Source organism: Shewanella sp. K8 (assembly GCF_028823715.1).
In the GTDB taxonomy this organism is placed as follows: Bacteria; Pseudomonadota; Gammaproteobacteria; order Enterobacterales; family Shewanellaceae; genus Shewanella; species Shewanella algae.
In genome coordinates, this window is sequence record NZ_JAPEHY010000028.1 from 1 (window position 1) to 26,412 (window position 26,412).

A 26,412-nucleotide genomic window follows, 5' to 3' on the forward strand; every position below is an offset into this window, starting at 1 on the left:
TGGGAGCGCATTATAGGGAGCCAAAACTTTTGTGCAAGGGCTTTTTATAAGAAAACTGCTGTTTTCGGCTTACTTGTCGAGAATTTGTCCTGACCTGCCACTTTTTAATCTTTATAATGGCGAAAACCATTCATATAAGGACTTTTTATGGCCAATTCTCTCAGATCTTATCAAGGTACCAAGCCAAAGTTGGCCGAAGGTGTCTATATTGATGAAGCAGCGGTTCTGGTAGGTGACATCTTTTTGGATCAGGACGCCAGCGTTTGGCCTATGGTGGCTGCCCGGGGTGACGTCAATCATATTCACATAGGCAAACGCAGTAGTGTTCAGGATGGCACTGTCCTGCATGTTACTCGTAAGTCGGTGGCCAATCCCGAGGGACACCCTCTGCTCATCGGCGATGATGTCACCATAGGGCACAAAGCTATGCTTCATGGTTGCAAGGTAGGTAATCGTGTATTGGTAGGCATGGGAGCCATTATTTTGGATGGCGTCATCATCGAAGACGATGTGATTTTAGGTGCTGGTTCCTTGGTGCCTCCCGGCAAGGTGCTAAAGAGTGGCTTTCTCTATATAGGCAGCCCGGCCAAGCAGGCTCGCCCCTTGACCGAAGCCGAACGCCAATTTCTGCCACAATCGGCAGACAACTATGTCCGCCTTAAAGATGAGTACCTGGCCGAGCAAAGTAGTACTGACTAAGGTAACTCTATCTCACCGGCTCCATTGAAGCACTCCTGCTCAATCAGCGCCTCGGCTTCATCTTCGAAGTCGAAGCGCCACTGTTCAAACAGGCTCAGGATCTCTTGTTCTTCGAGAAAAACCTTGCCACTTAGTTGCTGCATACGTTGTAAACCAACATAGCAAGGAATACTGACCCCTTGCTGCTGGGCCATAAACATGAGCCTGTTTGATTCGGCTTGCCACTGACACAAGTCGCTGAAGATGATCCCCTGATTCATGAGGCCTCTCCTTTCAATTCTTGCCGCAGACTCTCGAGTACAGGCTCAACTTTGGGCATGACACCTCGCCATAAATAGAAACTTCTAGCCGCCTGCCCCACCAACATTCCTAAGCCATCCAGTGTTTTTGCCGCCCCTTGCTCGGCAGCCCAGCGATTGAACGCGGTTGTATGTGCCGAATACATCATGTCGTAGCAATAGCTATGATTGGCAACCACGGTTACGGGAATATCCGGCAGCTCACCATGCAAACTGGCTGAGGTGGAATTGATAATGAGATCATAACCCTCATAGAGTTCATTTCGCCTCAACGCCTGCAATTGCTGTGGCGCAATAGCCGCCAACACTTCGGCCTTACTGTATGTTCTGTTGTAGATATCAATATGGCCGACACCGGCCGCCAGCAGAGAAAGCAGACAACCTCTGGCAGCCCCACCAGCGCCGAGCAGCAAGACCTTTTTATCTTGCAGCGTCAGGTAACGACTGAGATCGGCCACCAACCCGTAGCCATCGGTATTGTCGCCCCGAATTCTGCCATCATCCAGTTTAATCAGGGTATTCACTGCGGCGGCGGTTTCGGCTTCCTGGCTCAACTCATCACAGAGTTGAAAGGCTTGTTCCTTGAAAGGCACAGTGACATTGGCGCCCATCCCCCCTGCAGCAAAAAAAGCCGTGACACTGCCGCTGAAGTCATCAATTGGTGCCAAAATCGCTTGATAGCTTAGGGGTTGCCCGGTCTGAGCGGCAAAAGCTGCATGGATAGCCGGTGATTTACTGTGATGAATGGGATTGCCAAAGACGGCATAGCTGTCGGTCATCTGTGCTCCAGAGCAATGGAAGAGGTATCAGTCTACTCAGCGGCCCAAGGCCAGGCAAGACTCCCGACCTATGGGGCTTTCAGTGTATACTGACGCCAAAATCGACAACAAGATTCAACACGAAAATGAACTGGCTAAAGAAAATTATCAATCGCAAACCCGAGGCCGAGCGGGACCCCACCCAGTCCAACGCCTATGATCTGATTGGTGGCGATGAGACGATACGCGCCATAGCCAAGAGCTTTTATCAGCAAATGCAAACGCGGCCGGATACTCAGGAACTCCTGTCCATACATCAGGCTCCGCTGGCACAATCGGAACAGAAACTATATGAATTTCTCAGCGGTTGGTTGGGAGGGCCTCAGCTGTATCAAGCCAAATATGGCCACCCGGCGCTGAGAGCCAGACACATGCCGTTTGCCGTTGATGAAAGAATGCGCGATCAGTGGCTGTTATGCATGAGGGCCTCGCTGGAGGCCAATCTGAAGGATCCTGAACACAGGAAGGTGATTTTCAATGCTATCGCTCAGTTAGCTGACCATATGCGTAACCAATAAGCCAAAGAAAGGCTTATTGGTTACGCTCACTAACTATTCGGTGAGCCAATCCCTGGGGTGCAAAAAGTCACTGTATAGCTTGGCTTCGGCAGAGCCGGCTTCAGGTTCATAGGCGTATTGCCAGCGAACCAAGGGCGGCATCGACATGAGTATTGACTCGGTTCGGCCGCCGGTTTGCAGCCCAAACAGCGTTCCTCTGTCATAGACCAGGTTGAACTCTACATAGCGACCTCGGCGATACAGTTGGAACTCGCGCTCACGCTCGCCATATTCGGTATCCTTACGCCGCTCAACAATGGGGGCATAGGCAGGTAAGAAGCCATTTCCGACAGCTTGCATGAAAGCAAAGCAGTGCTCAAAGCCACCTTCATTGAGGTCATCGAAGAAAAGGCCGCCGACACCGCGGGTTTCGTTTCTGTGTGGCAGGAAGAAATACTCATCGCACCATTTTTTGTACTCGGGATAAACCGCTTCGCCGAAGGGCTCACAAATCGCTTTGGCTTGCTGATGCCATTCGCGCACATCCTCGAGGAAGGGGTAATAGGGGGTCAGGTCGAAGCCACCACCAAACCACCAGACGGGATCGGCGCCTTCTTTGCGGGCAATAAAAAAGCGCACATTGGCATGAGTGGTTGGGATATAGGGATTACGCGGGTGGATAACCAGTGAAACCCCCATAGCTTCAAAGCTTCGTCCGGCCAGCTCAGGCCTGTGTGCCGTAGCCGAGGCTGGCATGGCTGCGCCTTCTACATGGGAGAAGTTCACCCCGGCCTGTTCAAACACACCACCGCCGTTAAGTACCTTACTGATCCCGCCACCGCCCTCGGCCCGTTTCCAGGAATCGGTAGCAAACTCAGCTTTGCCGTCCAGTCGTTCCAGTCCTTCACAAATCTGTTGTTGCAGTTGCATCAAGAATGCTTTTACCTGGTGGGAATCAGGTGCCGTCATGCTCGCTCCTTCTTGCTTGGAATTATTAGCCATTACGCAGGATCTGGCCGCTGCGAATATCTATGATGGTGGAAGGCTGGCGCTGCTGCCCCAACTCCCCTTCGATAAGGGCATCTATCTGCCCGGCAAAAGTTGTTTCAATATCATTCACAGTCAGTGCCGGCGGCTCACCCGCCAAGTTGGCACTGGTGGATACCAGCGGCTTACCCAAGGTATCACACAACTCCCTGACAACCGGATGGGCCGACACCCTGACGGCTATAGAGTCAAAATGGCCACAAAGCAGTTGGCTCATTCCCTGACGCACCGGCATGACAAAGGTAAAAGGTCCGGGCCATTTGGCAAAAGCCTGCTGCAGTTGCTCATCACTCAGTTGAGACTCGTCCAGATAGGGTTGCAACTGCCGATAGTCACTGGCGACCATGATAAGCCCCTTGTGCCAGGGGCGCTGTTTGATGTCGAGAATTCGGGAAACGGCGGCTTCATTATCGGGATCGCATCCCAAACCATAAACAGCTTCGGTGGGATACGCTATGACCCCTCCATCCAGAAGCAGTTGCTTACTCCTGGCGGCGAGCAAGTGCAGCATTGAGAGTACCTTTTATAGAGACAAAGACGGCTGAGCGCCCTCGGCGACAGCGGAGGTGATTATAGTCACATATTGAGCCGGATCACAGAGTTCGCTTGTACTTACATTCCTTACGGGGACATTCCAGTCTGTCGCCTGCAGCTCCCTTACGTTCTACCAGAATACCGAAACCGCATTCAGGACAAGCTTCTGCCCGAGGAGGAAAATTCACCAAAAACTTGCACTTGGGGTAGTTGCTGCAAGCATAAAAGCTCTTGCCGAACTTGCTGGTCCTATGCTCAAGCACTCCGCTATTACACTGAGGACAAGCCACTTTTTCAGCCTCTTCCTGCTGATCGTGTCGCTCGATATGAGTGCATTGTGGATACTGGGTACAACCAATAAAAATACCAAAGCGCCCCGACTTGACCGCTAACTCGTGGCCACACTGGGGACACTCGGAGCCGGGAATAGGCTGAGAGTCGATGGATTCGTGCTGCACCAAAGGCCGGGTGTAATCGCACGCTGGATAATTGTTACAGCCAATGAAGCCACCATGCTTACTGTGGCGCACGGAGAGCTCACTGCCGCACTTGGGACAAAGTTCATATTCTTTTTCGAGCGCGTGCGCCCGAGCATTGAACAACTGCTGGTCTATCTTGGCCATGACACATCTCGCTGTTAAAAGAGTTAGGCGAACATTTTACCAGCGCCACACGGATAAAGGGAGCCTGCAACAGGAGTCATCAAACAGCAAAGACAAATGGGGCTGGGATCTCAGTGCGGATAAGGATATATTGTATCCAAAATAACAAAAAGGACGTTCTCTATGCCTCTGCTCACAACTCCAGGAAAATCTCTCGCTTCCATACTGATGACGCTAATGATCAGCGCCTGCGCCGGCCACACACAGACCACGAATCTGTCCCCCGCCATAGCGACAGCTTCCCATGAACAATTACTGCAACACTCGGATGCCCTCTATAACCCAGTGCAATTGCAGCATATGCTCGCGTCACTACAAAACACAACGGATATGACACAGTGGCAGCAAGGGCTGTTTTATTTGAGGGGATACAGTTATTTCGGTCCCTTCGATAAATTGACCGACACAGATTTTCAGGCCATAGCCGACGCGTTGGCAAGGTTGCCGCAACAGGCAAACTTTTCTATGGATGAGCAGTTTGCCGTAACCCTCTATCTCTATTTCACCAGCGACCAGCAAGCCGGAAAACTTGCACCACTACTGCCGAGGCTCGCCCACCAGCTGTCTCGATTGGGTAAACAAACTGCCAGTGAAGCCAGAGATTATGCATTATGGGAGACAATTCGAGCCTATGGATTTCTACTTAACCAGAGCCGACAGCGGCTCGATGGCCAGTTGAATAAGCTGCTGTTGCAACAGCACCTCGACGCAGATCTTTTGGGTTTTGTAGCTGGCAACAGATCAGCATGGGAGCGGGAAAACGCATATTGGGCCCTGGCCATGTACCGCCTGGCACTGACCCCCAGCAAGGGCAAACAAGCTGACGATGCCCCGACTCCAGAACAACTGGCTCTGGATAAACAGCTCGAAGTCCTGGCACTCAAAGATATTGCCATCAGAGGTGATGCGGGTAAAGACAGCTACACCTTGGGATACCATGTAAACCACTTTGGTGGTCAACTGAGTTGCCAAGAGAAGACTCAGCTTTGCCGCATACCGGACTTACTCTCTGTACTACCGCAAAGACATGAATGTTCAGAGTCTCTATTTATCGTCGCCCAGGATCTCAGCACGGCTGAATTTACCGAGAGCTGCCAGCGACTAACGTCCCAGGAAAGCCATTTCCACTCTTTGCTCAAAACAGAGCAACAACCTACAACCAACGATCACAACCAGGCGCTGCAAGTCGTAGCTTTCAAAAACTGGAGCCAGTACAACGCCTATGGGCAGTTGCTGTTTGATATAGGTACAGACAACGGCGGCATGTATATAGAAGGTACACCACAGCAACCTGGCAACCAAGCCAGCTTCTTTGCCTTTCGCCAATTCTGGATCGCTCCCGAGTTCGCCATTTGGAACCTGAACCATGAGTACGTCCACTATCTGGACGGACGTTTCGTCAAATATGGTGGCTTTGGCCATTTTCCAGACAAAATGGTGTGGTGGGCCGAAGGCTTGGCGGAGTATATCTCCAAGGGAGAAACCAACCCCAAGGCTATTGATTTAGCTACTGAAGCCCTGGAACAGAAAAAGGCTTTGGACTTGGCGAGTATTTTTGCCACCGAGTACCAGGACGGCCAAGATCGTACTTACCGCTGGAGCTACTTGGCTATCCGCTTCCTGGCAGAGCAAGAACCTCTGGCACTCGTTCGCCTGAGCCAAGCCTTGAAAATGGATTATTTTGCCGGTTATGAGCAGGAATTGACGGCCTTAACATCAAAGGAGCCAGCTTTCCGGCAATGGCTGCAACAACTGGCCCAAACAGCCAAAAACAATGACGCGGATACTGCCCCATCAATACGCAAGCTCAATAGGTACAGCTATCGTGACTACCTGCAGCCGGCACACTTGAGCAGCAGCGGCCGTCATCAACACTACTGACAATGTCGTAATCGGATGCTTGATTCAGATAAGAAAGAGTTTGGGAAGGTGCCGGCAAGTCTGGCGCCTGTATTGCCAAAACATAAGAATATGAACAAAAACCGGCTTAGTTGCGGAATGGTAGAAATAAAAAGGGTCGCTTAATGAAAGCCAAACCGGGCAGCTAAATCCGGAAATTAAGCTGCTGCGGCATAGCTAAAACAGATCAGGAGTGTAATCGACCTTCTTCGGGTTGCTCGAAGATAAGATCTTCCATCTGCTCATAGGCAGACTCATTACCGGGAGCATTGAACAATACCATCAGAATCACCCACTTGAGGTCTTCCAACACCATGGCTGGCTCGTCCAATTCCATCACCCGATCGATAACCATCTCCCGGGTTTGCACATTCAGCACCCGAATCTGCTCCAGGAACAACAGGAAACCACGGCACTCGACGTCCAGTTTTTCCATTTCATCTTTGGTGTAGATGCGGAAGGAATGTTGAGTATGCCCTCTAAGGTAAGGAGTATCACTCTCTTGCAGTTCGGCCAACCGCTCAAGCCAGGAAAGCGCCTTGATGATTTCGGACTGATGGAAACCGGCACGGGTGAGTTCTTTGGTCAACTCATCTTCGTCAACCAACATTTCAACTTCACTATGAACATAGTTTTCAAACAGATACATGAGGATATCAAACATGGCTATTTCCTCTTAAGTCTAACGTAACCACCGGGTACTGCGGCAACCCAACCTTGCAACTCAAGTTCAAGCAATTGTTCCAACACCAGATCCAACGTTATTCCACTATGCTCAACCACAACATCCAAAGGTGTGGTCTCATAATCTACACTAGCTAACAGCGTTTTAAATGGCAACTCAGAGTTATCACTTGGTTTTATATGGTGACTCTTGTGCAAGTCTTCAAGGTGGCAGCTACATAAAGGCGCCAACTCTTCCACTATATCGGCCACAGACTCCACAAGTTTTGCCCCATTGCGAATTAAATCGTGGCATCCCTGGTGTTCATCGCCCATAACGGAACCCGGAACCGCAAAGACTTCTCTGCCTTGTTCTGCCGCCAAACGAGCGCTGATCAGTGAACCACTGCGCCGACGAGCTTCTACCACCAAGGTTCCCATTGCAAGGCCGCTGATTATACGGTTTCGTTTGGGGAAATTCCCGGAAAATACACCGACAGAAGGCCAAAGTTCACTGATAACAGCGCCATGTACTTGAATATCATCATAAAGGGCTCTATGCCTTCGAGGGTAAATTTCGTCAATTCCGGTTCCCAGTACTGCGATAGTCTTGCCGGTTGACGATAAGGCTCCCCGGTGAGCAGCGCCATCTATGCCGGCAGCCATACCACTGCATACGCTGATGTTCAAGGCATCCAGTTCGGCGCCCCACTGCCAGGCGAGCGACAAACCGGCGCGGCTGGCATCGCGGCTGCCGACCATGGCCAGCGCGGGTTGCAGCAGGGTTTCAACCTGTCCTTTGACGAACAAAATCGGAGGAAAATCTGGGATATGTTTCAACAATGGCGGGTAAAAGGGATCATCGGGGCAGATTAGATATCTGCCCTCTGCACCCTGCTGCCATTGCAAGGCTTGGTCAACTTTTTCAGGAGCCAACTCCAAGCGTTGGAGCTGTGTCTGGTTTATTGGCAAAGACTGGGGTTCATGTTCCAGCCTCTGTCTCAACTCAGCCACATCCATGTGCAAGAGTAATTGCCTTATCCGGAGGGGTCCCAGTCCAGATACCGCAGCGACAACCAGCCAATCAACCAGACTATTATGCGTCATTCACCTTTCAGTAATATGTCAGGCTTGACCAAAAGGTCATCAACCCTGACAGGGCTCTCGTTCACCATAATGAGCCCGAGAGCTGTCTTGTCGAATACCTTGAACACCATTACCTGACCGCGATAGAGGTCGGGCAGTTTGACGGCATTGTCTGAGCCCATCTTGGCCATCAGGTTGTCGTAAGCAGAGCGTTCGGTCGGTGGCACCGGGATACCATCGCCGTTGATCACCACCTCGGCACCGTCTTTGTAGATAGAGAACACATCGCCGGGCTCTACGCCCTCACGGCTGCCCCGATCCAGATAAAACACATCCAGTTTCCCCATGGCGCGAATTTTACGTTCAGATGCCAACACCTTGGCGCCCTCGGTATCGCTGGCCTTGGGAATAAAGTAGGCAGACAACAAGGAGTCGTCTTCTATCGCCAACACTCTGAAACCGGCTTTGGTTTCGCGGAAATTGTTGAGCAGCTTCACCTTGGAAACCTCACCCGACTCCACCACTCGGCCGCTGGCACTGAGGATCACTTCCTGACCCAGCAACTCACCGGTTTCCTTATTGGTAAATTCGCGCCCGGGCTGATACATCCCGACTTTATCGCCTTGTGGCAGATTGGCCTGGATATAGATGATGTCGTCCATCACATGGTGACGGGAATCTCTTTCTCCCCCCAGCACCATGGGTTGTTCCTTGAACCACTCGGGGTCGACCACCCGGTTTTGCACCAGGTAGGGTTGAATCAAGGCCAAATCGACCGCGGGAATGGCACCGCCTTTGGGTTGAACCCTTCCGGCCGGGCTTTTGCGAACATGAGGTTTATTGACCAGCCTGGGTTCACCGTCGATAAACACCAGTGTTAATCGATCGCCGGGATAAATAAGGTGTGGATTGGCTATCTGGGGATTGGCGCCCCAGAGTTTGGGCCAACGCCATGGGTCTTTGAGGAACAATGCCGATATATCCCAAAGGGTATCGCCTTTCTTGACCACATAAGTATCAGGATGACCGGGTTTTAATGTCAGGGTATCTGCTGCAACGAAGGCGCAATTAAATGTCAGTAACGCGAGTAAAATTAACCGTTTCATGGGGGCTTCCATGTTGTCTGGCTCATTAGTGAGAGCTTTTGCTGTTATTGATAGCCGCTAAGGATTAAAATTAACGCAATAGCACAAGTCAGTATAACCAACTGGCACGGATTTGACAGACTTGTTAAGAGTTTATCTATGGCCCTGTTAAAAGTATTACGATTCCCAGACGAGAGATTACGCACGATTGCCCAGCCCGTGACAGAATTTGATTCTGCACTGCAGACGCAAATCGATAATATGTTCGAGACCATGTACGAAGAAAAGGGTATTGGTCTGGCTGCAACTCAAGTCGATTTTCATAAGCAATTGATTGTGATGGACTTGCAGGACGATGTCGAACGTCCAAAAGTCTTTATCAACCCCCAAATTATCAGCGCAAGTGGCGACTTCTGTAATGAAGAGGGTTGTCTGTCTGTACCCGGTATTTATGCCAAGGTGGATAGAGCCGAATTTATTACCGTGACGGCGCACGACCGTGATGGCAATGAATTTACTATTGAAGCAGACGGTTTATTTGCCATCTGTATTCAGCACGAGATGGATCATCTAAAGGGCAAGCTTTTCGTTGATTATCTGTCACCACTGAAACGTCAGCGGATCAGACAAAAGCTGGAAAAAGCGGCACGTCAGGAAGCTAAAGCCTGAATTAATCCCGAATAATTAGGATCTATTTTGAAACCACTGAAGATCATTTTTGCCGGTACTCCGGACTTTGCAGCGCGCCACCTGCAGGCGCTGCTGGACTCAGAGCATCAAGTCATCGCCGTCTATACCCGAGTGGACAAGCCCGCCGGACGAGGCCACAAGCTAACCCCAAGCCCTGTCAAGGCGCTGGCGCTGGAACACGATATTCCCGTCTATCAACCCAAGTCGCTGCGCCACGAAGAAGCCCAGCAGGAGCTGGCAGCTCTGGGTGCCGATATCATGGTGGTGGTCGCCTATGGCCTGATCCTGCCATTGGCAGTGTTGCAGGCTCCCCGCCTGGGGTGCATCAATGTTCACGGCTCTATTCTGCCGCGCTGGCGCGGTGCGGCGCCTATCCAAAGGGCATTGTGGGCCGGGGACAAAGAAACCGGGGTCACCATAATGCAGATGGATGTCGGTTTGGATACCGGAGACATGCTGCTCAAGACCTCGCTGCCGATAGCCGATGACGACACTTCAGCAACCCTGTATGAAAAACTGGCCCAACAGGGACCAGTGGCACTGATCCAAGCTCTGCAAGGTCTGGCCGAAGGCAAACTCACCGCCGAGCCGCAGGATGAATCACTGGCCAACTACGCCGAAAAACTCAGTAAAGAGGAAGCCCGTATCGACTGGCATAAGGCTGCCCGCAATCTGTGGCAGGAGATCCGCGCCTTTAACCCATGGCCGGTGAGCTACTTTGAATGCCAGGGGCAAAATATCAAGGTCTGGCAGGCCGAAGTGGAAGAGTCAGCCGAGCAGTTTGAGCCGGGCACAGTGGTGCGCGCCGACAAGCGAGGGTTAGCTATTGCCACTGCCGATGGCTTATTAGTGTTGAAAAGGGCGCAACTGCCAGGGAAAAAACCGCTGGATATCGCCGATATTCTCAACGCCAGGGGCGAATGGTTCCAGCCCGGTAAGAATTTGGCTCAAGCATCATGAGGCAGAATCTCAGAGCTCTTGCCGCCAAGGCCATCTTTCAGGTACTGGAACGGGGCATGTCCCTCTCGGTTGCCCTGCCCGAACAACAGCAGCAGCTTCACAGCGGCAAAGACAAGGCGCTTTTGGCCGAACTTTGCTACGGCGTAATGCGCACCCTGCCACAACTGGACAAGAGAGTCAGCGACTGCCTCAGTAAACAGTTCAAAGGGAAACAGCGTATCGTCCACCAGCTGCTTCTTGTGGGTTGTTACCAATTGTATTTCACCCGGATACCGGCCCATGCAGCCATTTCGGAAACTGCCGAAGCTTGTCGTCAGCTGAAGTTTGAAAACCTGGTCAAGGTAGTCAACGGCGTTTTACGCAATATCCTGCGAGACAATAGCCCACTGGCCACAGATAACCCTGTGCTGGAACACAATACGCCCAACTGGATCCTCAAGGCGCTCACTTCAGCCTATCCGGAAAACTGGCAACAAGTGGTGCAGCAGAGTCACCAGCGGCCGCCACTGTGGCTGCGCAACAACCGTTTGTCCCAAAGCCGTGAGCAATATCTGCAACACTTGGCTGAAGCCGAAATTGCCGCCACTCCAGGTCAGGGGGAAGACAGTATATTGCTCGAGCAAGCCTGCGATGTCACCACTCTGCCCGGCTTTAGCGAAGGCTCAGTGTCTGTGCAGGATGGTGCTGCTCAATGGGCCGCCGCCCTGCTGGCACCTCAAGCGGGCGAAACCATTCTCGATGCCTGCGCCGCTCCGGGAGGCAAGAGTTGCCATCTGCTGGAGCTGTGTCCGGACATAGAACTGGTGGCGGTCGACAACGACAACAAACGGCTGCAGAGAGTTGCCGAGAACCTGCAAAGGTTGCAACTGAATGCCAAGTTGGTGCACGGCGATGCCGCAAATATTGCTTCATGGTGGCAGGGTGGCAAGTTTGATCGCATATTACTGGATGCTCCCTGCTCGGCTACCGGCGTTATTCGGCGCCATCCGGATATCATGTGGCTGCGTAAGCCGCAGGATATTGAGGAATTGGCCAAGGTGCAGCAACAGATATTGGATCACTGCTGGCAGTGGTTGAAGCCAGGCGGTGTACTGTTATACGCCACCTGCTCTATCCTGCCACAGGAAAACCGCGATCAAGTTGTCGCCTTCCTGGAGCGTACGCCGGATGCCCGGCTGGAAGCTATCACTCAGGCAGACCAGCCAGATGCGATAGGCTGGCAAATCTTGCCCGGACAGGACAATATGGACGGGTTTTATTACGCGCGAATCGTTAAGTCGAAACTTCAGGGATAAGACGAGGCCATGAAAATAATCATCTTGGGCGCAGGTCAGGTCGGTGGCACCCTTGCAGAAAACCTGGTGGGTGAAAACAACGATATCACCATAGTCGACAGTGACAGAAATCGCCTTAGGGCACTGCAAGACAAATATGACTTGCGGGTGGTTGTCGGTCACGGAGCCCACCCAGGCGTCTTGAAAGAAGCCGGCGCCGAAGATGCCGATATGCTGATCGCTGTAACCAACAGCGACGAATGCAACATGGCCGCCTGTCAAATTGCTTATACCCTGTTTGGCACACCAACCAAGATAGCCCGTATTCGCTCAGAGCAGTATTTGGGGATGCAGGATAAACTGTTTATCGACAGTGAAACCAAGAGTAATGAACCTCGTACCCGGGGTGGTTTCATCATAGATGAGCTGATTGCCCCCGAGCAGTTAGTAACCGCTTACATACAACGCCTGGTAGATTACCCAGGGGCTTTACAGGTTCTGGAGTTCGCTGAAGGAAAGCTGAGCCTGGTGGCTGTTCGCGCCTATTATGGCGGCCCCTTGGTGGGTAACGCGCTGGCCGCACTGCGCGAACACATGCCGAATATAGATACCCGGGTAGCGGCGATTTTCCGTCAGGGACGGCCGATTATGCCCAGGGGAACCACTATCATAGAAGCCGATGATGAAGTGTTCTTTGTCGCCGACAGTCGCCATGTGCGGGCAGTAATGAGTGAGATGCAGAAGCTGGATAACAGTTACCGCAATATCATGATCGCCGGTGGCGGTAACATAGGTTTGGGACTGGCCAAGAAGCTACAGCGTAATCACTCGGTCAAGTTGATAGAACATCGTCAGGACAGAGCCGAGGCGCTGTCGGAAAAGCTGGAAAATACTACGGTATTCTGCGGTGATGCTTCCGATCAGGAACTCCTGATGGAAGAGCACATAGATCAAACCGATGTGTTTATCGCCGTCACCAACGACGACGAGGCCAATATCATGTCGGCACTGTTGGCCAAACGTATGGGTGCCAAGAAAGTGATGGTGCTTATTCAGCGTGAAGCCTATGTCGATATTGTTCAGGAAGCCAATATAGATATCGCCATTTCACCGCAGCAAGCCACCATCTCGGCCTTGTTGACCCATATCCGCCAGGGGGATATCTGCAACGTATATTCACTGCGCCGAGGCGCTGCCGAGGCGATTGAAGCCATTGCCCACGGTGATTCCAGCACCAGCAAAGTCGTGGGTAAACAGATAGGCGAAATCAAGCTACCACCGGGTACCACCATAGGCGCCATAGTCCGCGACGATGAAGTCTTGATGGCCCACGATAAGACAGTTATCGAACAGGGAGACCATGTCATTCTCTTCCTGGTGAACAAGAAGTTTATCGGCGAAGTGGAAAAACTGTTCCAGCCGAGCGCTTTCTTCTTCTAAGGCTCTGGCCATGCTGAATTTTCGCCCACTACTATTCATCCTAGGCCTGTTTTTGTCCATGCTGACGGCCTTTATGTTTATTCCACTCTTCTTCGCCCTGTTTTACGGCGAAGAAACAGTGGCAGCCTTCATGGCATCGGCGCTGGTCACAGGTACTGTCTCCAGTATCTGTATGCACAGGGGCCAAGGACAGCAGCTTAATTTGAATATCCGCGACATGTTCCTGCTGACCAGTCTCACCTGGTTTATTGTCAGCTTGTTCGCCGCCATGCCCTTTACCCTGTATCACGGTATTGGCTATACCGATGCCTTCTTTGAAACCATGTCGGGGATCACCACCACAGGCTCCACTGTACTATCCGGGCTGGACAGCATGGATCACAGCATTCTTGTCTGGCGTTCGCTGTTGCAGTGGCTCGGTGGCATAGGCTTTATTGTGATGGCGGTGGCCATTCTGCCGTTTCTCAACGTAGGGGGGATGCGGCTGTTCAGAACAGAATCCTCAGATTGGTCCGAGAAGGCCATCCCCCGCACCCAGAGCCTGGCCAAATACCTGTTTCTGGTGTATCTGGGGCTGACAGTATGCTGCGGTTTGGCATATCACTTGGCGGGGATGAACTGGTTTCAAGCGCTCAACCATGCCATGACCACGCTCTCCACTGGGGGCTACTCGACTTCGGACAGTTCCATGGCAGCCTTTCCTAAGGCGGCGCACTGGGTCGGGGTGGTATTTATGGCGACCGGTGGCCTGCCGCTGCTGATGTTTGTTCAGAGTCTGCAGCAACGTAGTATCAAGGTCTGGAATGATGCCCAAGTGAAAGGCTTTATTCTTTTTCTGCTGCTGGTGTCTTTCTCTCTGGCTTATTGGCTCTACAGTTCGCGTGAAATAGCCTTTATTGACGCCCTGCGGCTCTCGAGTTTCAACGTGGTTTCCGTGGTCACTACCACAGGCTATGGCCTGACCGACTATGGCAGTTGGGGGGCGCTGGCAAATATCGCTTTTCTGTTCCTGATGTTTGTCGGCAGCTGTTCAGGTTCAACCTCCGGCGGAATCAAGATATTCCGCTTCCAGATCGCCGGCGCCATCATGCGCGAACAATTGAAGCAGCAGTTTCATCCCAACGGCATTTTCCGCGAACGCTACAACAACCGACCTATCAATGAAGAGATTGTGCGTTCCCTGGTGACCTTCGCACTGCTGTTTATGCTGGTTATCGTGATGCTGACGCTGGTTTTGGTGCTTTGTGGTCTTGACCCTGTCACCAGCCTGTCCGGCGCAGTCACGGCAGTGACCAACGTCGGCCCAGGGCTTGGCCCTGTTATCGGCCCAGCAGGCAACTTTTCCAGCCTGCCGGACTTGGCCAAATGGGCGTTGTCGATAGGCATGTTACTGGGCCGCTTGGAGATCCTGACTGTTGCCGTCTTGTTCCATCCCAGCTTCTGGAAATACTGATACTATCTATGAGTGAATTTTATTCAACTGTATATAATCGGCCTGCAGGACATACATGCGTTTGACATCCGAGTATTGGCCGTTGATAAAGATCTCCTGTACCAGATGGCCTTCCTCTTTAAAGCCGCACTTCTGATAGAGTTGTAACGCCTTGTCATTCTCCAAGGCCACATGCAGATAAACCTTGTATAGGTTCAGTATGGTAAAGGCGTAGTTAAGCGCCTTGTTAACCATGGCCCTGGCGTAGCCTCGCCCCTGAAACTCAGGCGCTATGATTATCTGAAACTCGGCATTGCGATGAATGTCATTGATCTCCACCAACTCAACCAGACCTATGGTCTGCTGCTGAGCATTTTCTGCGATAAAGCGCCGCTCTGTCTTGTCGTGGATATGCTTGTTGTAGAGCTCTTCAAGCTCATCGAACGATTCATAGGGCTCTTCAAACCAGTAAGCCATAATGATGCGGTTGTTATTCAGCTGATGAATAAATCTCAGGTCTGTTCTTTCCAGCGCCCGTAGGCGAATCTCACCGTCATTCATGACACCTCCTAAAATCGTGCCAATAAAGCCAGCCATATTAAGCGGACAACAGGCACACAGATAGTGAAAGTTAACTTACCTTGCTACCCTTTTCCACACATACAAAAAAGCGCAGTACCAGGACTGCGCTTTGAAAACATTGCCTCTATCAGGAAGCCAAGTCACTCAGGTACTCGGCATAGTGCTTTACGTCTTCCCAGTCCGTGTAGTCGATAACCGTCTTGGGATCGGTTGGCCCCCCCGTCATCTTCATGATCAGCCGGATCATAAAGCTGTCCAGCCAGCCCCAAGAGGGGTAATCCACCTTACCGGCGATAATCTTCACATCCTTGGGCTTCCAATCCGACAGGGCAATAAACTTCTGCAGATACTTGTTGTTTTCCGGGATCCGTTTCTCCGGCTTGCGAGCCACCACATTGACGGAAAAGAAACTGAGTCCTTTCTCTGCCAGCACCTGTTGGTGTTTGCTGCAAAAAGCGAACACGCTCTTGTCGTAGGTACCATAAAGCACACAAGCACCGAGGACCACGACATCATATTTTTGCCAGTCGATGTTTTCCGCCTCAGCCGCAGCCAAATCCATACTGTCACACTCATGGCCCAACTGCTGTAGCCTTTCGGCAATACAGCGACTGATCTTGGCAGTGTGGCCACCACGGGAGAAGTAGAGCACAAGAATGGATTTCATAAGTTCGCCTATTGAGTGTCTGTAACTTAAATTGTGTGGCTTATCGCCCGGATTGAACAAGTTGAAAGATCACATAATCGGCTTCAACCCGTGAGAATATTGCCGCAAATTGCGCTGTATCGGTATTTTTCAGGCTAGAATTGCGATCCAGATAAAAGACTGATGATTGTGCTCATCTCCCCATTCAATTAGAATAACCTAATCAAAAGGCGAAGAGGTTCCAAGCTGATGCAAAAAGATATTGATGTCGCAGCCATGCTTTCCAATGCGGAAAACGCTGCCAAATGGCTCAAGGCCATCGCCAACCCTTACCGCCTGATGATCCTCTGCCTACTACTGGATCAAGAGTTGAGCGTCACTCAGCTGAATGAAACCGTACCCCTGAGCCAGTCCGCTCTGTCACAACATCTGGCAGTACTGCGTGCCGAAGATCTGGTGGCGACCCGCAAGAGTTCGCAGGTTGTTTACTACTCGCTCAAGAACCAGCAGGTCACAGAGGTCATCTCTATCCTGCACCGCAAGTACTGCGCTTAGGGAAGGTGCGAATAAGTCCCATGTGTGCTCTGCGTCGGCTTACGGGCCTGGATGCAAGGCGTGGTTCGCAGCAAATGGCCCTAGTCCTTTGCAAGAAGCACAACACAGCAGGCAGGCTTGTAAGCCACGCCCTTAGGGGCTTTCACAGCAACCGGCTTTCTGCGTTATCCGCCCCGGCATGCCTTCAGTCAGATGCCTTGAACGCCAATTGCTGTGCAAGCCACTCTCTACAAAAGAGAGTGCCACGAGGACTTATTCGCACCGTCCTTAGGTCTTAAAGCGCGGCAAACTCGGCAGCAAATGCCTTCACCCGCTGCCAATCGGTGAATTCATAAGTACCGCTGGTATCTGTTGGCCCCTTGGTTATCCACATAATCAGCCGAATCATGCTACGGTCAAATAAACCGTAGTTGGGATAGGCTATCTTGCCGGCAAACACGCCTTGCAACTGTGGCTGCCACAGGGATAACTGCAAGAACTTCTGCATATAAGGGTTGGTTTCCGGTGTATTCTTTTCCGGCTTGCGGGCCACAACATTCACGGTAAAGAAGGCGTTCTTCTTGGCGTTCAGCAGCGCATGATGGTTATTGACGAAACGATACAGCTCAGGCCTATGCTTACCATAACGTATGCTGGCACCCACCAAGATTTTATCGAATGTCGGTAACGTATCGGTTTCCACCTCAGCCAGCGATACCATAGAGACTATCTCACCCGCTTGGCTCAATTCATCGGCCATGGTCTGGCATATTGCCTTGGTCTGGCCATCAACGGTCGAGTAAATAATCAGAGTCTTGCTCATCAGTTCTTCCAGAAAGTCGGGGTAAACAACACCAATAAGGTAAAGATTTCCAAGCGCCCAAACAACATGGCAACCACAAGCACGTATTTGGCACCGTCACCTATGCTGGCGTAGTTGCTGGCAACTTCGCCAAGGCCTGGCCCCAGGTTGTTGAGGCAAGCTGCGGTGGCGCTGAAGGCCGTAATCGCATCCATCCCCATGGCCATCAGAACCAGCATACAGATGACAAACACCAGAGCATAGGCGGAGAAGAAGCCCCAAACAGCGTCTATCACCCTATCCGGCAACGCCTTGGAACCGATACGAATGGAGAACATGGCCCTGGGATGAATTAGACGCTTAAGCTCGCGCGAGCCCTGCAGTAACAGTAGCACCACGCGGATAACCTTGATCCCGCCGGCAGTAGAACCACCGCTGCCGCCGATAAAGCTGGAAAACATCAACAGAATAGGCAGAAACAGCGGCCAAACATGGAAGCTCTCGGTACCAAAACCGGCAGTGGTGGAAATGGATACCGCCTGAAACAGCGCATGATCCAGAGTTTGTTCCGGTGAGTCGTAGATACCCGAGTGATACAAGGTGGCGAAACAGATAGCGGTCAGCAGTAACTGAATACCGATAAGCGCCTTGAATTCGGCATCACGAAAGTAAACCTTGAAGTTGATCCCCCGGCGGGAAAATGCCGCAAAGTGCAGGCTGAAGTTCACTGCCGCAATCAGTAGAAATACCACACAAATTAAATTGATGGTCGGGCTTTGAAAGTAGCCCATGCTGGCATCATGGGTGGAGAAGCCGCCGATGGCGATAGTAGAAAATGAATGGCTGATGGCATCGAAGGCACTCATACCGGCGAGCCAGTAAGCACCGGCACAGGCCAGGGTCAACATCAGATAGATATACCAGAGCGTCTTGGCCGTTTCGGCAATCCTGGGGGTCATCTTGGAATCTTTTACGGGCCCGGGGATCTCAGCCCGGTAAAGCTGCATCCCCCCAATCCCCAACACCGGCAGAATAGCTACCGCCAACACAATAATTCCCATGCCACCTAGCCATTGCAGCAAGTGACGATAAAAGAGTATCGCCTTTGGCAGGTTATCCAGGCCGACAATCACAGTGGCCCCTGTGGTTGTCAGTGCCGAAAAAGATTCAAAAATACTGTCGGCCAGCGACAAGTCCGGCTGTTTCGATAGCAAAAAGGGCAAGGTACCTATGGCACCAAGTACGGTCCAGAACAACACAACAATCAAAAAACCCTCTCGGGTCTTGAGTTCTGCCTTATGGTGGCGATTGGGATACCAGAGCCAGAAACCGATAAATAGACTGATAAAGAAGGCCTTGATAAAGGCTGTACCACCGCCGTCTTCATAGATAAGGGCCACCAATGCCGGAGGCAGCATAGTGATGGAGAAGAGCCCTATCAGTAACCCGGTAATACGGGTAATTGTTCGGTAATGCATGCCGTTTTTCAATCAGTCCATTGGCCAATAAAACCCAGCATTGTCGCACAAGTTATCAGAGTGTTCACTGTGAAAAATCTATCTTTAACTGGCCTTGGCTCATGGGAGCCAGCTCCTTATTGATGCTTCCGGTAACAGATAAGGGCACGGCCAGTGTCAGCCGAATCAGCTCTGAAAACTCCCGCCCCTCTATCAACACATCGAGCCTCTGCAGCAGATGTTCGACATCGGCCAATTGGTCGTAACGGCAAACCAGATAGCCTTTTTCCCTAAGCATTTTGGTCTTGGTCGCCAGCCTGGGCAACATCTGCTTGAGCCCACTACTGTAGGCACGAACCAGCCCACCCACACCCAACTTGGTGCCGCCATAGTAACGCACCACAACCGCGCCAATCTCGCCTATGCCAGCCCCCTGCAATACCGCCAACATGGGGCGACCGGCACTACCGCCTGGCTCGCCATCATCACTCGAACCCATGGCCAACTGCCCCATGGGTGCACCACAAATAAATGCCTGGCAATAATGACTGGCACCGGGATAACGCTGCTTTATCTGTTGTAGTTGCTGTTTAAACTCTTCCGGCGAATGACAGGGAAATACCAGAGAGATAAAGCGGCTGTGCTTTATCTCCTCTTCATATTCCTGTTCTTCGGCCGCAATGGGATAACTTTCAATCAATGAGACCAGACTCTCGAGTCATATTTTCGTTGCCATGGGCGTGGATTATGACATTGTCTTCGATGCGGATCCCACCAAACGGGCGCAAACTGGCGACCAGGTCCCAATCCACTAACGCCTTGCGGCCATCTTGTTTGAGTGGCGCCAACAGGCTGTCGATGAAGTAGAGCCCGGGTTCTATGGTTACTACATGCCCGGGCGCCATAGTCCTGGTGCAGCGCAGAAACGGGTGCTCTTCCGGAGGGGCCACATGAGTGCCGCGTTCGTCATTGAAGAAACCACCTACATCATGCACCTGCAATCCCAACATATGCCCCAGCCCGTGAGGGAAAAACGCCCGGGTAATGCCCTGCTCCAACAGCGTCTCTTGTGAGCCTTTGGCCAGGCCGGCTTCAAGTAACAGAGTTGCCAGCTGTTGATGAGCCAGCAGATGCAGCTCGGTATAACGTTTGCCGGGTCGCAAGTGCTCAATCAGTTGAAGCTGCAGTTGATTCATCGCCTGGATAAGATCGTGGAACCTATTTTTTTCAAAAGCATAGGTACGGCTGATATCGGCGGCATAGCCGTGGAAAGAAGCACCTGCATCGATCAGAAAAGACAACCTCTGCTGTGGGCTTTCATGCTCCAACGCAGTGTAATGCAAAATAGCCGCATTTTGGTTGAGGGCTATGATGTTGCCATAAGGAACCTGATTCTCCCCTTGTGCTATGGCACCCAGATATTGCTGCTGGATTTCAAACTCACTGGCACCACTGTAGAAGGCGTTCTTGGCCGCGCGATGGCCCTTGACCGCAATGCGGTTAGCCTGACGCATACATTCCAACTCGTAATCTGTCTTACAGGCACGATAAAAGTGCATGTAACTCATTACGGCTTCGGGATTACAGTTGTTAAACCCGAGCACAGAAGCCACTTCCAGGTGTTCACCTATATAGGCCCAGCGACCTTCGGCCACAGGCAGGAGGTCCGCCACCTTATCGGCCTTGGTCAAAATACGGATATCAAAACTGTCACACCAGAAACTTTGCGGCAGATCTGTTACCTTATGCCAGAAGTCTTCGGGACGGTAGAAGATCAGTACAGGCTTGTCACGACCATTGACCAGCAGCCAACAGTGAGGTGTTTCCAGTAAAGGCACCCAGGCCTTGAAATGGGGATTCACCTTGAAGGGGTAATCGATATCGTCCAGAAACTGCCTGTGGGGTTGACCCGAATGAATTGCCAATCCAGACAGTCCCTCACGGGCACAAATCTCGGCAACCCTTTGATTAAGAGTGTTTATATGTGATTGATAATGCTGAGCCAGTTGCATAATAAGCCGTTCCTGTTATCTGAAATCAAGGTTCCCCTTGCTATTGGAAGCTGTTCACAGTTACAACAAAAGCCAATGTGCAGTGTATCACAAAGCTGAAATTTGCAGCTAACCGGCAAGCAATTAAACGATCGTTTAAATTGGGTGTTGTATTTTTCCTTTTTTCGAAGCACACTGAGCAACAACTGGTCAAATGATGGCCTGAGCTGCCCTACTCCTAAGCAATAAGGATGCAAGCAATGATCTACCGAAATTCGATGATTCAGGTTGAGTTACTCGAGAATAATATCGCCCGCCTTTGCTTCAATGCCGAAGGATCGGTAAACAAATTCGACCGCGCCACCCTGACCTCTCTGGATGAGGCACTGGACGCCATCAAAGCGGAATCCAGCGTTAAGGCACTGCTGCTGACATCGGCCAAAGATGCCTTTATTGTCGGTGCCGACATTACTGAGTTCCTTGGGTTGTTCGCCCAGGAAGATGAAGTACTCTTGTCATGGTTGCAGCAAGCCAATGCGGTATTCAACAAGCTGGAAGACATGCCTTTCCCAACTGCTTCTGCTATCAATGGTTTTGCCCTGGGCGGTGGTTGCGAAACCATTTTGGCCACAGACTTCCGCATTGCCGACACCAGTGCCCGAATCGGCCTGCCGGAAACCAAGCTGGGGATCATCCCGGGATTCGGTGGCACAGTGCGCCTACCCAGAGTGATAGGTGCAGACAATGCACTGGAGTGGATCACCACAGGCAAAGACCAACGCCCGGAAGCCGCTCTCAAAGTCGGCGCTGTAGACGCAGTAGTGGCTCCAGAGCAGCTCCAGGCCGCAGCACTACAGATGCTACAGGACGCGCTGGCTGGCAAACTTGACTGGCAGAGCCGCCGTCAACGTAAACAGTCGCCACTGACACTGCCCAAGCTGGAAGCCATGATGTCGTTCACCACAGCCAAGGGCATGGTGTTTTCCGTTGCCGGCAAGCACTATCCGGCACCAATGGCGGCGGTTAACGTTGTGGAAAAGGCAGCCGGTCTGGGGCGCGAAGAAGCCTTATTGGTAGAGCATCAAGCCTTTATTCAACTGGCCAAAACTGATGTGGCCAAGGCGCTGATCGGCATCTTCCTCAATGACCAACTGGTCAAAGGCAAAGCCAAGAAGGCCGCCAAACAAGCCAAAAACATTGAACAAGCTGCAGTATTGGGCGCAGGCATTATGGGCGGCGGTATCGCCTACCAAAGTGCCAGCAAGGGTACGCCGATTGTTATGAAGGACATAGCGCAGAAGGCGCTGGATCTCGGCCTTAACGAAGCAGCCAAGCTACTGACGGCCCAGGTAGAGCGTGGTCGCTCCACCCCGGCAAAGATGGCCAAAGTGCTCAACAACATCACCCCATCGCTCGACTACAGCGCCGTCAAAGACGCCAACATAGTAGTAGAAGCGGTAGTAGAACATCCCAAGGTTAAGGCGACTGTGCTGGCCGAAGTAGAGCAGCAGCTGGCTGCCGATGCCATCATAGCGTCCAACACCTCAACCATCTCGATTAATCTGCTTGCCAAGAGTCTGAAAGACCCTTCCCGCTTCTGCGGTATGCACTTCTTCAACCCCGTGCACAAGATGCCACTGGTGGAAGTGATCCGTGGCGAACATAGCTCGGAAGAAACCATCTCCTCTGTAGTGGCCTATGCCAGCAAGATGGGTAAGACGCCGATAGTGGTCAACGACTGCCCCGGCTTCTTCGTTAACCGGGTACTCTTCCCCTATTTCGCCGGTTTTAACGGCCTGCTGGCCGATGGTGCAGACTTTATCGCCGTCGACAAGGTGATGGAGAAACAGTTTGGTTGGCCTATGGGCCCGGCTTATCTGCTAGATGTAGTCGGTTTGGATACCGGCCATCACGCCCAGGCCGTCATGGCCGAAGGCTTCCCGGACCGTATGGGCAAAACAGGTAAAGACGCCATAGATATCATGTTTGGCCATGAGCGCCTGGGGCAGAAGAACGGTAAAGGTTTCTACCAGTATTCTGTGGATAAGCGTGGTAAGCCGAAGAAAGACAAGGATCCTGTCAGCTACGAATTACTGCAGACCGAATTCGGTGAACTCAAAGAGTTCAGCAGCGATGAAATCATCGCCCGCACCATGATCCCCATGATTATTGAAACCGTACGCTGCTTGGAAGAAGGCATAGTCGCCACCCCGGCCGAAGCCGACATGGGTCTGGTATATGGTCTTGGCTTCCCACCATTCAGAGGCGGTGTGTTCCGCTATCTGGATACCATGGGCGTTGCCAACTTTGTCGTCCTGGCTGACAAATACGCCCACCTGGGGGGACTCTACCAGGTGACCGATGGCATGCGTGAACTGGCAGCCAACAACGGTTCTTACTATCAGGCCTAATTTGCGGAAAGGATTTTAACCATGAAACAAGCAGTTATCGTAGATTGCATTCGTACACCCATGGGCCGTTCCAAGGCCGGTGTATTTAGAAATGTTCGTGCAGAGACACTCTCTGCCGAGTTGATGAAAGCCCTGCTGGTACGTAACCCCCAGTTGGATCCCGGCACCATAGAAGACGTTATCTGGGGCTGTGTGCAGCAGACTCTGGAGCAAGGTTTTAATATCGCCCGTAATGCCTCTCTGCTCGCGGGTATCCCCAAGCAGGTTGGCGCAGTTACCGTAAACCGTCTCTGTGGCTCCTCCATGGAAGCCATTCACCAGGCAGCCAGGGCCATCATGACTGGCATGGGTGACACCTTCATCATTGGTGGTGTTGAACATATGGGTCATGTTCCCATGAGTCATGGGGTCGACTTCCACCCTGGCCTGGCAACCCGGGTTGCCAAAGCAGCCGGTATGATGGGACTGACGGCGGAAATGCTCGGTCGCATGCACGGTATCAGCCGTGAAATGCAGGATGAGTTTGCCGTGCGCTCGCACAAACGTGCGCATGCAGCCACAGTTGAAGGCCGTTTTGCAAGAGAGATCCAGGCTATCGAAGGCCATGATGCCAATGGTGCCTTGATCAAAATTGATTATGACGAAGTGATCCGCCCTGAAACCAGTATGGAATCACTGGCGGGCCTGCGTCCCGTGTTTGACCCGGCCAACGGCACTGTTACCGCTGGTACCTCTTCGGCCCTGTCCGATGGCGCATCGGCCATGCTGGTGATGGAAGAAGAGAAAGCCAAGGCGCTGGGGCTGCCTATCCGAGCTCGTATCAAGTCGATGGCGGTTGCCGGTTGTGACCCATCAATCATGGGCTATGGCCCGGTTCCAGCCACACAAAAGGCACTGACTCGCGCAGGCCTCAGCATAGCGGATATCGATCTGGTTGAACTGAATGAAGCCTTTGCCGCGCAATCTCTGCCTTGCGTGAAAGACCTGGGTCTTATGGAGCTGGTCGATGAGAAGGTTAACCTCAACGGTGGTGCCATCGCTTTGGGTCACCCTCTGGGTTGCTCGGGAGCCCGTATCTCCACCACTTTGATCAATCTGATGGAGAGTAAGGACGCGACCTTGGGTCTGGCAACCATGTGTATTGGTCTCGGCCAAGGTATTGCCACTGTGTTTGAGCGTGTCTGAGTAAATATCGCCAAGGCTGAGGGCGTATAAAGCAGCCCCTTTCAAGCGAACTCAAACAAAAACCGCTGCCTGGTCAGTTAAAGCCAAGCGGCGGTTTTTTATTGCCGTCAAATACTCAAGATTCCCCCTCGTGATAGTTTGCTCTTAGTCCATTCTTCATCTTTACTTTCAGTAACTAATAACGGTGAAGAGAACATCATGCTCCAGACTGAACAGACACTGTTCGAGCAGATGCGGATCACTGAGCTGGAAATTGACTTCCGCAAATCTCTTTTTAATCTCGGCAGTCAGGACATCAAGGCTCTGCTTTCCTGCAAACCCATTATCGAACACAACATAGACAGGGTCGTAGACAGTTTTTATCAATTACAGACCAGTGTTTCCGAAATAGCCCTTCTAATTGGCGACTCAGACACTCTCGCTCGGTTGCGTACGGCACAAAGAAGGTATGTTATTGATTTATTTAGTGGTGTTTATGACCTTGAGTATGTTAACAACCGTCTGCGTATCGGTTTGGTACATAAACGTATCGGTGTGGAGCCCAAACTCTACTTGTCGGCGGTTCATACTCTAAAGTCGCTGCTCTACGAAGTATTGGCTACATCCATGACTAAGGAGCAAGAGTTTCAGGAAGCGAGAGTCGCCCTGGACAAGTTAATGTTGTTTGATGTGACCCTGGTATTCGATACTTACATTCGCAGCCTGGTTTCCGAAATAGAGAATGCTAAGTACAAGGCGGAGCAATACGCTCTCAGCATGGAGACCAAGGTAAAGCAGAGAACACAACAGTTGGAGGAGCTTTCGCGAACCGATCCCCTAACTGGGCTACTGAACGTGCGCCATCTGCAGGAAATAGCCACCAGAATCCTCCGAGCGGCACAAAGGAGAGCCGAGCCGGTCTCCGCCATCTATATGGATATAGATGACTTCAAAAACTTCAATGACACCCAAGGCCATAGACTAGGGGATGAAGTTCTCTGCACCGTCGCCAATGCGATAAAAAATACAGCCAGATTGGAGGACTGCTGCTTCCGTTATGGCGGAGATGAGTTCTGCATCATACTACCCAACTGCCGCGAAGATCAGGCCAGAGAAGTATTTATCGACCGACTCAGGCAGTATCTACAACAATCACTCAAAGAGGTTTCTCTTAGTGTCGGCATTGCTGAAACCGGTCCCGATGAATATATGGAGCCCATGGCATTAATCCATCTGGCCGACGAGCGCATGTATGCCTATAAGCGTTCCCGCAAGCAGAATACGACAGCAGAAACCGGCGGAGATCCGGAGGCCGAAGATACAGTTAAGAGCTCAGAGTTGGATTAAGCACAGAACTATGTTCCACGTGGAACAATGCGGTAGAGCACAAAAAATAGCTGCCAACTTGGTTTGACCGCTGCCTTGGAGTAATATTAGCCACTTCTGTTGTTCTCGTTGTAAGAGGTTATATGAGTCAGGTCTTCGCCAGTGCCCAACATCAACTGGATGCTTTAGGTTTGAGGTGTCCGGAACCTGTCATGATGGTTCGTAAAAAAGTCCGTCATATGGCCGAAGGAGAAACGCTACTCATCATCGCCGATGATCCGGCTACCACCAGAGATATTCCCAGCTTTTGCCAGTTTATGGACCACACCTTGGTGGCCAGTCAAACGGATAACCTGCCTTATCAATATTTGATTAAGAAGGGCCTCTAATTAACTCACTCCATCAGGAAGGAAC

The 26,412-nt window shown here is 51.7% G+C and carries 27 protein-coding genes; 13 read left to right on the forward strand and 14 right to left on the reverse strand.

Going from position 1 to position 26,412, the window contains the following annotated elements:
- Positions 1 to 147: 147 nt before the first annotated feature.
- Complete coding sequence (locus ON072_RS14875) at positions 148 to 699, forward strand: gamma carbonic anhydrase family protein (protein WP_144380338.1); 552 nt, start codon at positions 148 to 150, stop codon at positions 697 to 699.
- On the opposite strand, the gene ON072_RS14880 is transcribed toward ON072_RS14875, so the two are convergent.
- Together ON072_RS14880 and aroE are read right to left on the reverse strand one after the other, a co-directional pair.
- The gene (locus ON072_RS14880; protein WP_028780916.1) at positions 696 to 959 is read right to left on the reverse strand and encodes a DUF1488 domain-containing protein; all 264 of its coding nucleotides are present in this window, start codon (positions 957 to 959) and stop codon (positions 696 to 698) included. The genes ON072_RS14875 and ON072_RS14880 overlap by 4 nt on opposite strands.
- Positions 956 to 1,777, reverse strand: coding sequence for a shikimate dehydrogenase (gene aroE, locus ON072_RS14885; RefSeq protein WP_117200125.1), 822 nt, complete (start codon positions 1,775 to 1,777; stop codon positions 956 to 958). The genes ON072_RS14880 and aroE overlap by 4 nt, the downstream gene beginning before the upstream one ends.
- 125 nt (positions 1,778 to 1,902) lie before the next feature.
- Here aroE and ON072_RS14890 point away from each other — a divergent pair, with 125 nt between their 5' ends.
- On the forward strand, positions 1,903 to 2,334 hold the full coding sequence (locus ON072_RS14890) for a group II truncated hemoglobin (RefSeq protein ID WP_025011814.1): 432 nt from the start codon (positions 1,903 to 1,905) through the stop codon (positions 2,332 to 2,334).
- Positions 2,335 to 2,367: 33 nt separating this feature from the next.
- Here ON072_RS14890 and hemF read toward each other — a convergent pair whose 3' ends face one another.
- From hemF to ON072_RS14905, 3 genes are all read right to left on the reverse strand, one after another.
- Positions 2,368 to 3,282, reverse strand: a complete 915-nt coding sequence (gene hemF, locus ON072_RS14895; RefSeq protein WP_123115435.1) for an oxygen-dependent coproporphyrinogen oxidase — start codon at positions 3,280 to 3,282, stop codon at positions 2,368 to 2,370.
- Positions 3,283 to 3,307: 25 nt separating this feature from the next.
- Positions 3,308 to 3,871 carry an L-threonylcarbamoyladenylate synthase gene (locus ON072_RS14900; RefSeq protein WP_025889807.1) on the reverse strand — a complete coding sequence of 188 codons (564 nt, stop codon included), beginning with the start codon at positions 3,869 to 3,871 and terminating at the stop codon, positions 3,308 to 3,310.
- 82 nt (positions 3,872 to 3,953) lie between these two features.
- Positions 3,954 to 4,517 carry a DNA topoisomerase family protein gene (locus ON072_RS14905; protein ID WP_025011817.1) on the reverse strand — a complete coding sequence of 188 codons (564 nt, stop codon included), beginning with the start codon at positions 4,515 to 4,517 and terminating at the stop codon, positions 3,954 to 3,956.
- Positions 4,518 to 4,679: 162 nt separating this feature from the next.
- On the opposite strand from ON072_RS14905, the gene ON072_RS14910 reads away from it, so the two are divergent.
- Positions 4,680 to 6,437, forward strand: a complete 1,758-nt coding sequence (locus ON072_RS14910) for a collagenase (RefSeq protein ID WP_144380340.1) — start codon at positions 4,680 to 4,682, stop codon at positions 6,435 to 6,437.
- 205 nt (positions 6,438 to 6,642) lie between these two features.
- Here ON072_RS14910 and ON072_RS14915 read toward each other — a convergent pair whose 3' ends face one another.
- From ON072_RS14915 to ON072_RS14925, 3 genes are all read right to left on the reverse strand, one after another.
- The gene (locus ON072_RS14915) at positions 6,643 to 7,119 is read right to left on the reverse strand and encodes a DUF494 family protein (RefSeq protein WP_025889803.1); all 477 of its coding nucleotides are present in this window, start codon (positions 7,117 to 7,119) and stop codon (positions 6,643 to 6,645) included.
- 2 nt (positions 7,120 to 7,121) lie between these two features.
- The gene (gene dprA / locus ON072_RS14920) at positions 7,122 to 8,060 is read right to left on the reverse strand and encodes a DNA-processing protein DprA (RefSeq protein WP_446741085.1); all 939 of its coding nucleotides are present in this window, start codon (positions 8,058 to 8,060) and stop codon (positions 7,122 to 7,124) included.
- 161 nt (positions 8,061 to 8,221) lie between these two features.
- Positions 8,222 to 9,322: a LysM peptidoglycan-binding domain-containing protein gene (locus tag ON072_RS14925; RefSeq protein WP_025889800.1), complete on the reverse strand. Its 1,101-nt coding sequence runs from the start codon at positions 9,320 to 9,322 to the stop codon at positions 8,222 to 8,224.
- A 126-nt stretch (positions 9,323 to 9,448) separates the two neighbouring features.
- On the opposite strand from ON072_RS14925, the gene def reads away from it, so the two are divergent.
- Genes def through ON072_RS14950 form a run of 5 tightly spaced genes read left to right on the forward strand, consistent with a single transcriptional unit; the run spans position 9,449 to position 15,106 of the window.
- Positions 9,449 to 9,958 carry a peptide deformylase gene (gene def / locus ON072_RS14930; protein WP_109248279.1) on the forward strand — a complete coding sequence of 170 codons (510 nt, stop codon included), beginning with the start codon at positions 9,449 to 9,451 and terminating at the stop codon, positions 9,956 to 9,958.
- Between the two features lie 27 nt (positions 9,959 to 9,985).
- The gene (fmt, locus tag ON072_RS14935) at positions 9,986 to 10,939 is read left to right on the forward strand and encodes a methionyl-tRNA formyltransferase (protein WP_045283980.1); all 954 of its coding nucleotides are present in this window, start codon (positions 9,986 to 9,988) and stop codon (positions 10,937 to 10,939) included.
- Positions 10,936 to 12,234: a 16S rRNA (cytosine(967)-C(5))-methyltransferase RsmB gene (rsmB, locus tag ON072_RS14940; protein WP_261753218.1), complete on the forward strand. Its 1,299-nt coding sequence runs from the start codon at positions 10,936 to 10,938 to the stop codon at positions 12,232 to 12,234. The genes fmt and rsmB overlap by 4 nt, the downstream gene beginning before the upstream one ends.
- Before the next feature lie 9 nt (positions 12,235 to 12,243).
- Positions 12,244 to 13,653, forward strand: coding sequence for a Trk system potassium transporter TrkA (gene trkA / locus ON072_RS14945; RefSeq protein ID WP_025011823.1), 1,410 nt, complete (start codon positions 12,244 to 12,246; stop codon positions 13,651 to 13,653).
- 10 nt (positions 13,654 to 13,663) lie between these two features.
- Positions 13,664 to 15,106 carry a TrkH family potassium uptake protein gene (locus ON072_RS14950; RefSeq protein ID WP_261753217.1) on the forward strand — a complete coding sequence of 481 codons (1,443 nt, stop codon included), beginning with the start codon at positions 13,664 to 13,666 and terminating at the stop codon, positions 15,104 to 15,106.
- A gap of 6 nt (positions 15,107 to 15,112) precedes the next feature.
- Here the strand turns inward: ON072_RS14950 and speG are convergent, their stop codons facing one another.
- Both speG and hemG (ON072_RS14960) read right to left on the reverse strand, forming a co-directional pair.
- Positions 15,113 to 15,646, reverse strand: coding sequence for a spermidine N1-acetyltransferase (speG, locus tag ON072_RS14955; protein WP_107353450.1), 534 nt, complete (start codon positions 15,644 to 15,646; stop codon positions 15,113 to 15,115).
- Positions 15,647 to 15,794: 148 nt separating this feature from the next.
- Positions 15,795 to 16,334, reverse strand: coding sequence for a menaquinone-dependent protoporphyrinogen IX dehydrogenase (gene hemG / locus ON072_RS14960; RefSeq protein WP_054745270.1), 540 nt, complete (start codon positions 16,332 to 16,334; stop codon positions 15,795 to 15,797).
- Between the two features lie 228 nt (positions 16,335 to 16,562).
- On the opposite strand from hemG (ON072_RS14960), the gene ON072_RS14965 reads away from it, so the two are divergent.
- The gene (locus ON072_RS14965) at positions 16,563 to 16,868 is read left to right on the forward strand and encodes an ArsR/SmtB family transcription factor (protein ID WP_025011827.1); all 306 of its coding nucleotides are present in this window, start codon (positions 16,563 to 16,565) and stop codon (positions 16,866 to 16,868) included.
- A gap of 274 nt (positions 16,869 to 17,142) precedes the next feature.
- Here ON072_RS14965 and hemG (ON072_RS14970) read toward each other — a convergent pair whose 3' ends face one another.
- The 4 genes from hemG (ON072_RS14970) to pepQ all read right to left on the reverse strand — a co-directional run bounded on the left by hemG (ON072_RS14970) (position 17,143) and on the right by pepQ (position 21,121).
- Complete coding sequence (gene hemG, locus ON072_RS14970; protein WP_208135172.1) at positions 17,143 to 17,670, reverse strand: menaquinone-dependent protoporphyrinogen IX dehydrogenase; 528 nt, start codon at positions 17,668 to 17,670, stop codon at positions 17,143 to 17,145.
- Positions 17,670 to 19,127 (reverse strand): TrkH family potassium uptake protein, encoded by a 1,458-nt coding sequence (locus ON072_RS14975; protein WP_025011829.1) that lies wholly within the window; start codon positions 19,125 to 19,127, stop codon positions 17,670 to 17,672. The genes hemG (ON072_RS14970) and ON072_RS14975 overlap by 1 nt, the downstream gene beginning before the upstream one ends.
- Before the next feature lie 64 nt (positions 19,128 to 19,191).
- Entirely contained in the window at positions 19,192 to 19,806 is a 615-nt protein-coding gene (locus tag ON072_RS14980) for a YigZ family protein (protein WP_107111435.1), read from the reverse strand.
- Positions 19,799 to 21,121: a Xaa-Pro dipeptidase gene (pepQ, locus tag ON072_RS14985; protein WP_208135178.1), complete on the reverse strand. Its 1,323-nt coding sequence runs from the start codon at positions 21,119 to 21,121 to the stop codon at positions 19,799 to 19,801. The genes ON072_RS14980 and pepQ overlap by 8 nt, the downstream gene beginning before the upstream one ends.
- A 236-nt stretch (positions 21,122 to 21,357) precedes the next feature.
- Between pepQ and fadB the strand changes: the two genes are divergently transcribed.
- From fadB to tusA, 4 genes are all read left to right on the forward strand, one after another.
- Entirely contained in the window at positions 21,358 to 23,508 is a 2,151-nt protein-coding gene (gene fadB / locus ON072_RS14990; protein ID WP_261753215.1) for a fatty acid oxidation complex subunit alpha FadB, read from the forward strand.
- 21 nt (positions 23,509 to 23,529) lie between these two features.
- On the forward strand, positions 23,530 to 24,693 hold the full coding sequence (gene fadA, locus ON072_RS14995; RefSeq protein WP_044735608.1) for an acetyl-CoA C-acyltransferase FadA: 1,164 nt from the start codon (positions 23,530 to 23,532) through the stop codon (positions 24,691 to 24,693).
- Between the two features lie 198 nt (positions 24,694 to 24,891).
- The gene (locus ON072_RS15000) at positions 24,892 to 26,019 is read left to right on the forward strand and encodes a diguanylate cyclase domain-containing protein (protein WP_044735607.1); all 1,128 of its coding nucleotides are present in this window, start codon (positions 24,892 to 24,894) and stop codon (positions 26,017 to 26,019) included.
- A gap of 122 nt (positions 26,020 to 26,141) precedes the next feature.
- Positions 26,142 to 26,387 carry a sulfurtransferase TusA gene (gene tusA / locus ON072_RS15005; protein ID WP_025011832.1) on the forward strand — a complete coding sequence of 82 codons (246 nt, stop codon included), beginning with the start codon at positions 26,142 to 26,144 and terminating at the stop codon, positions 26,385 to 26,387.
- Positions 26,388 to 26,412 lie beyond the last annotated feature (25 nt).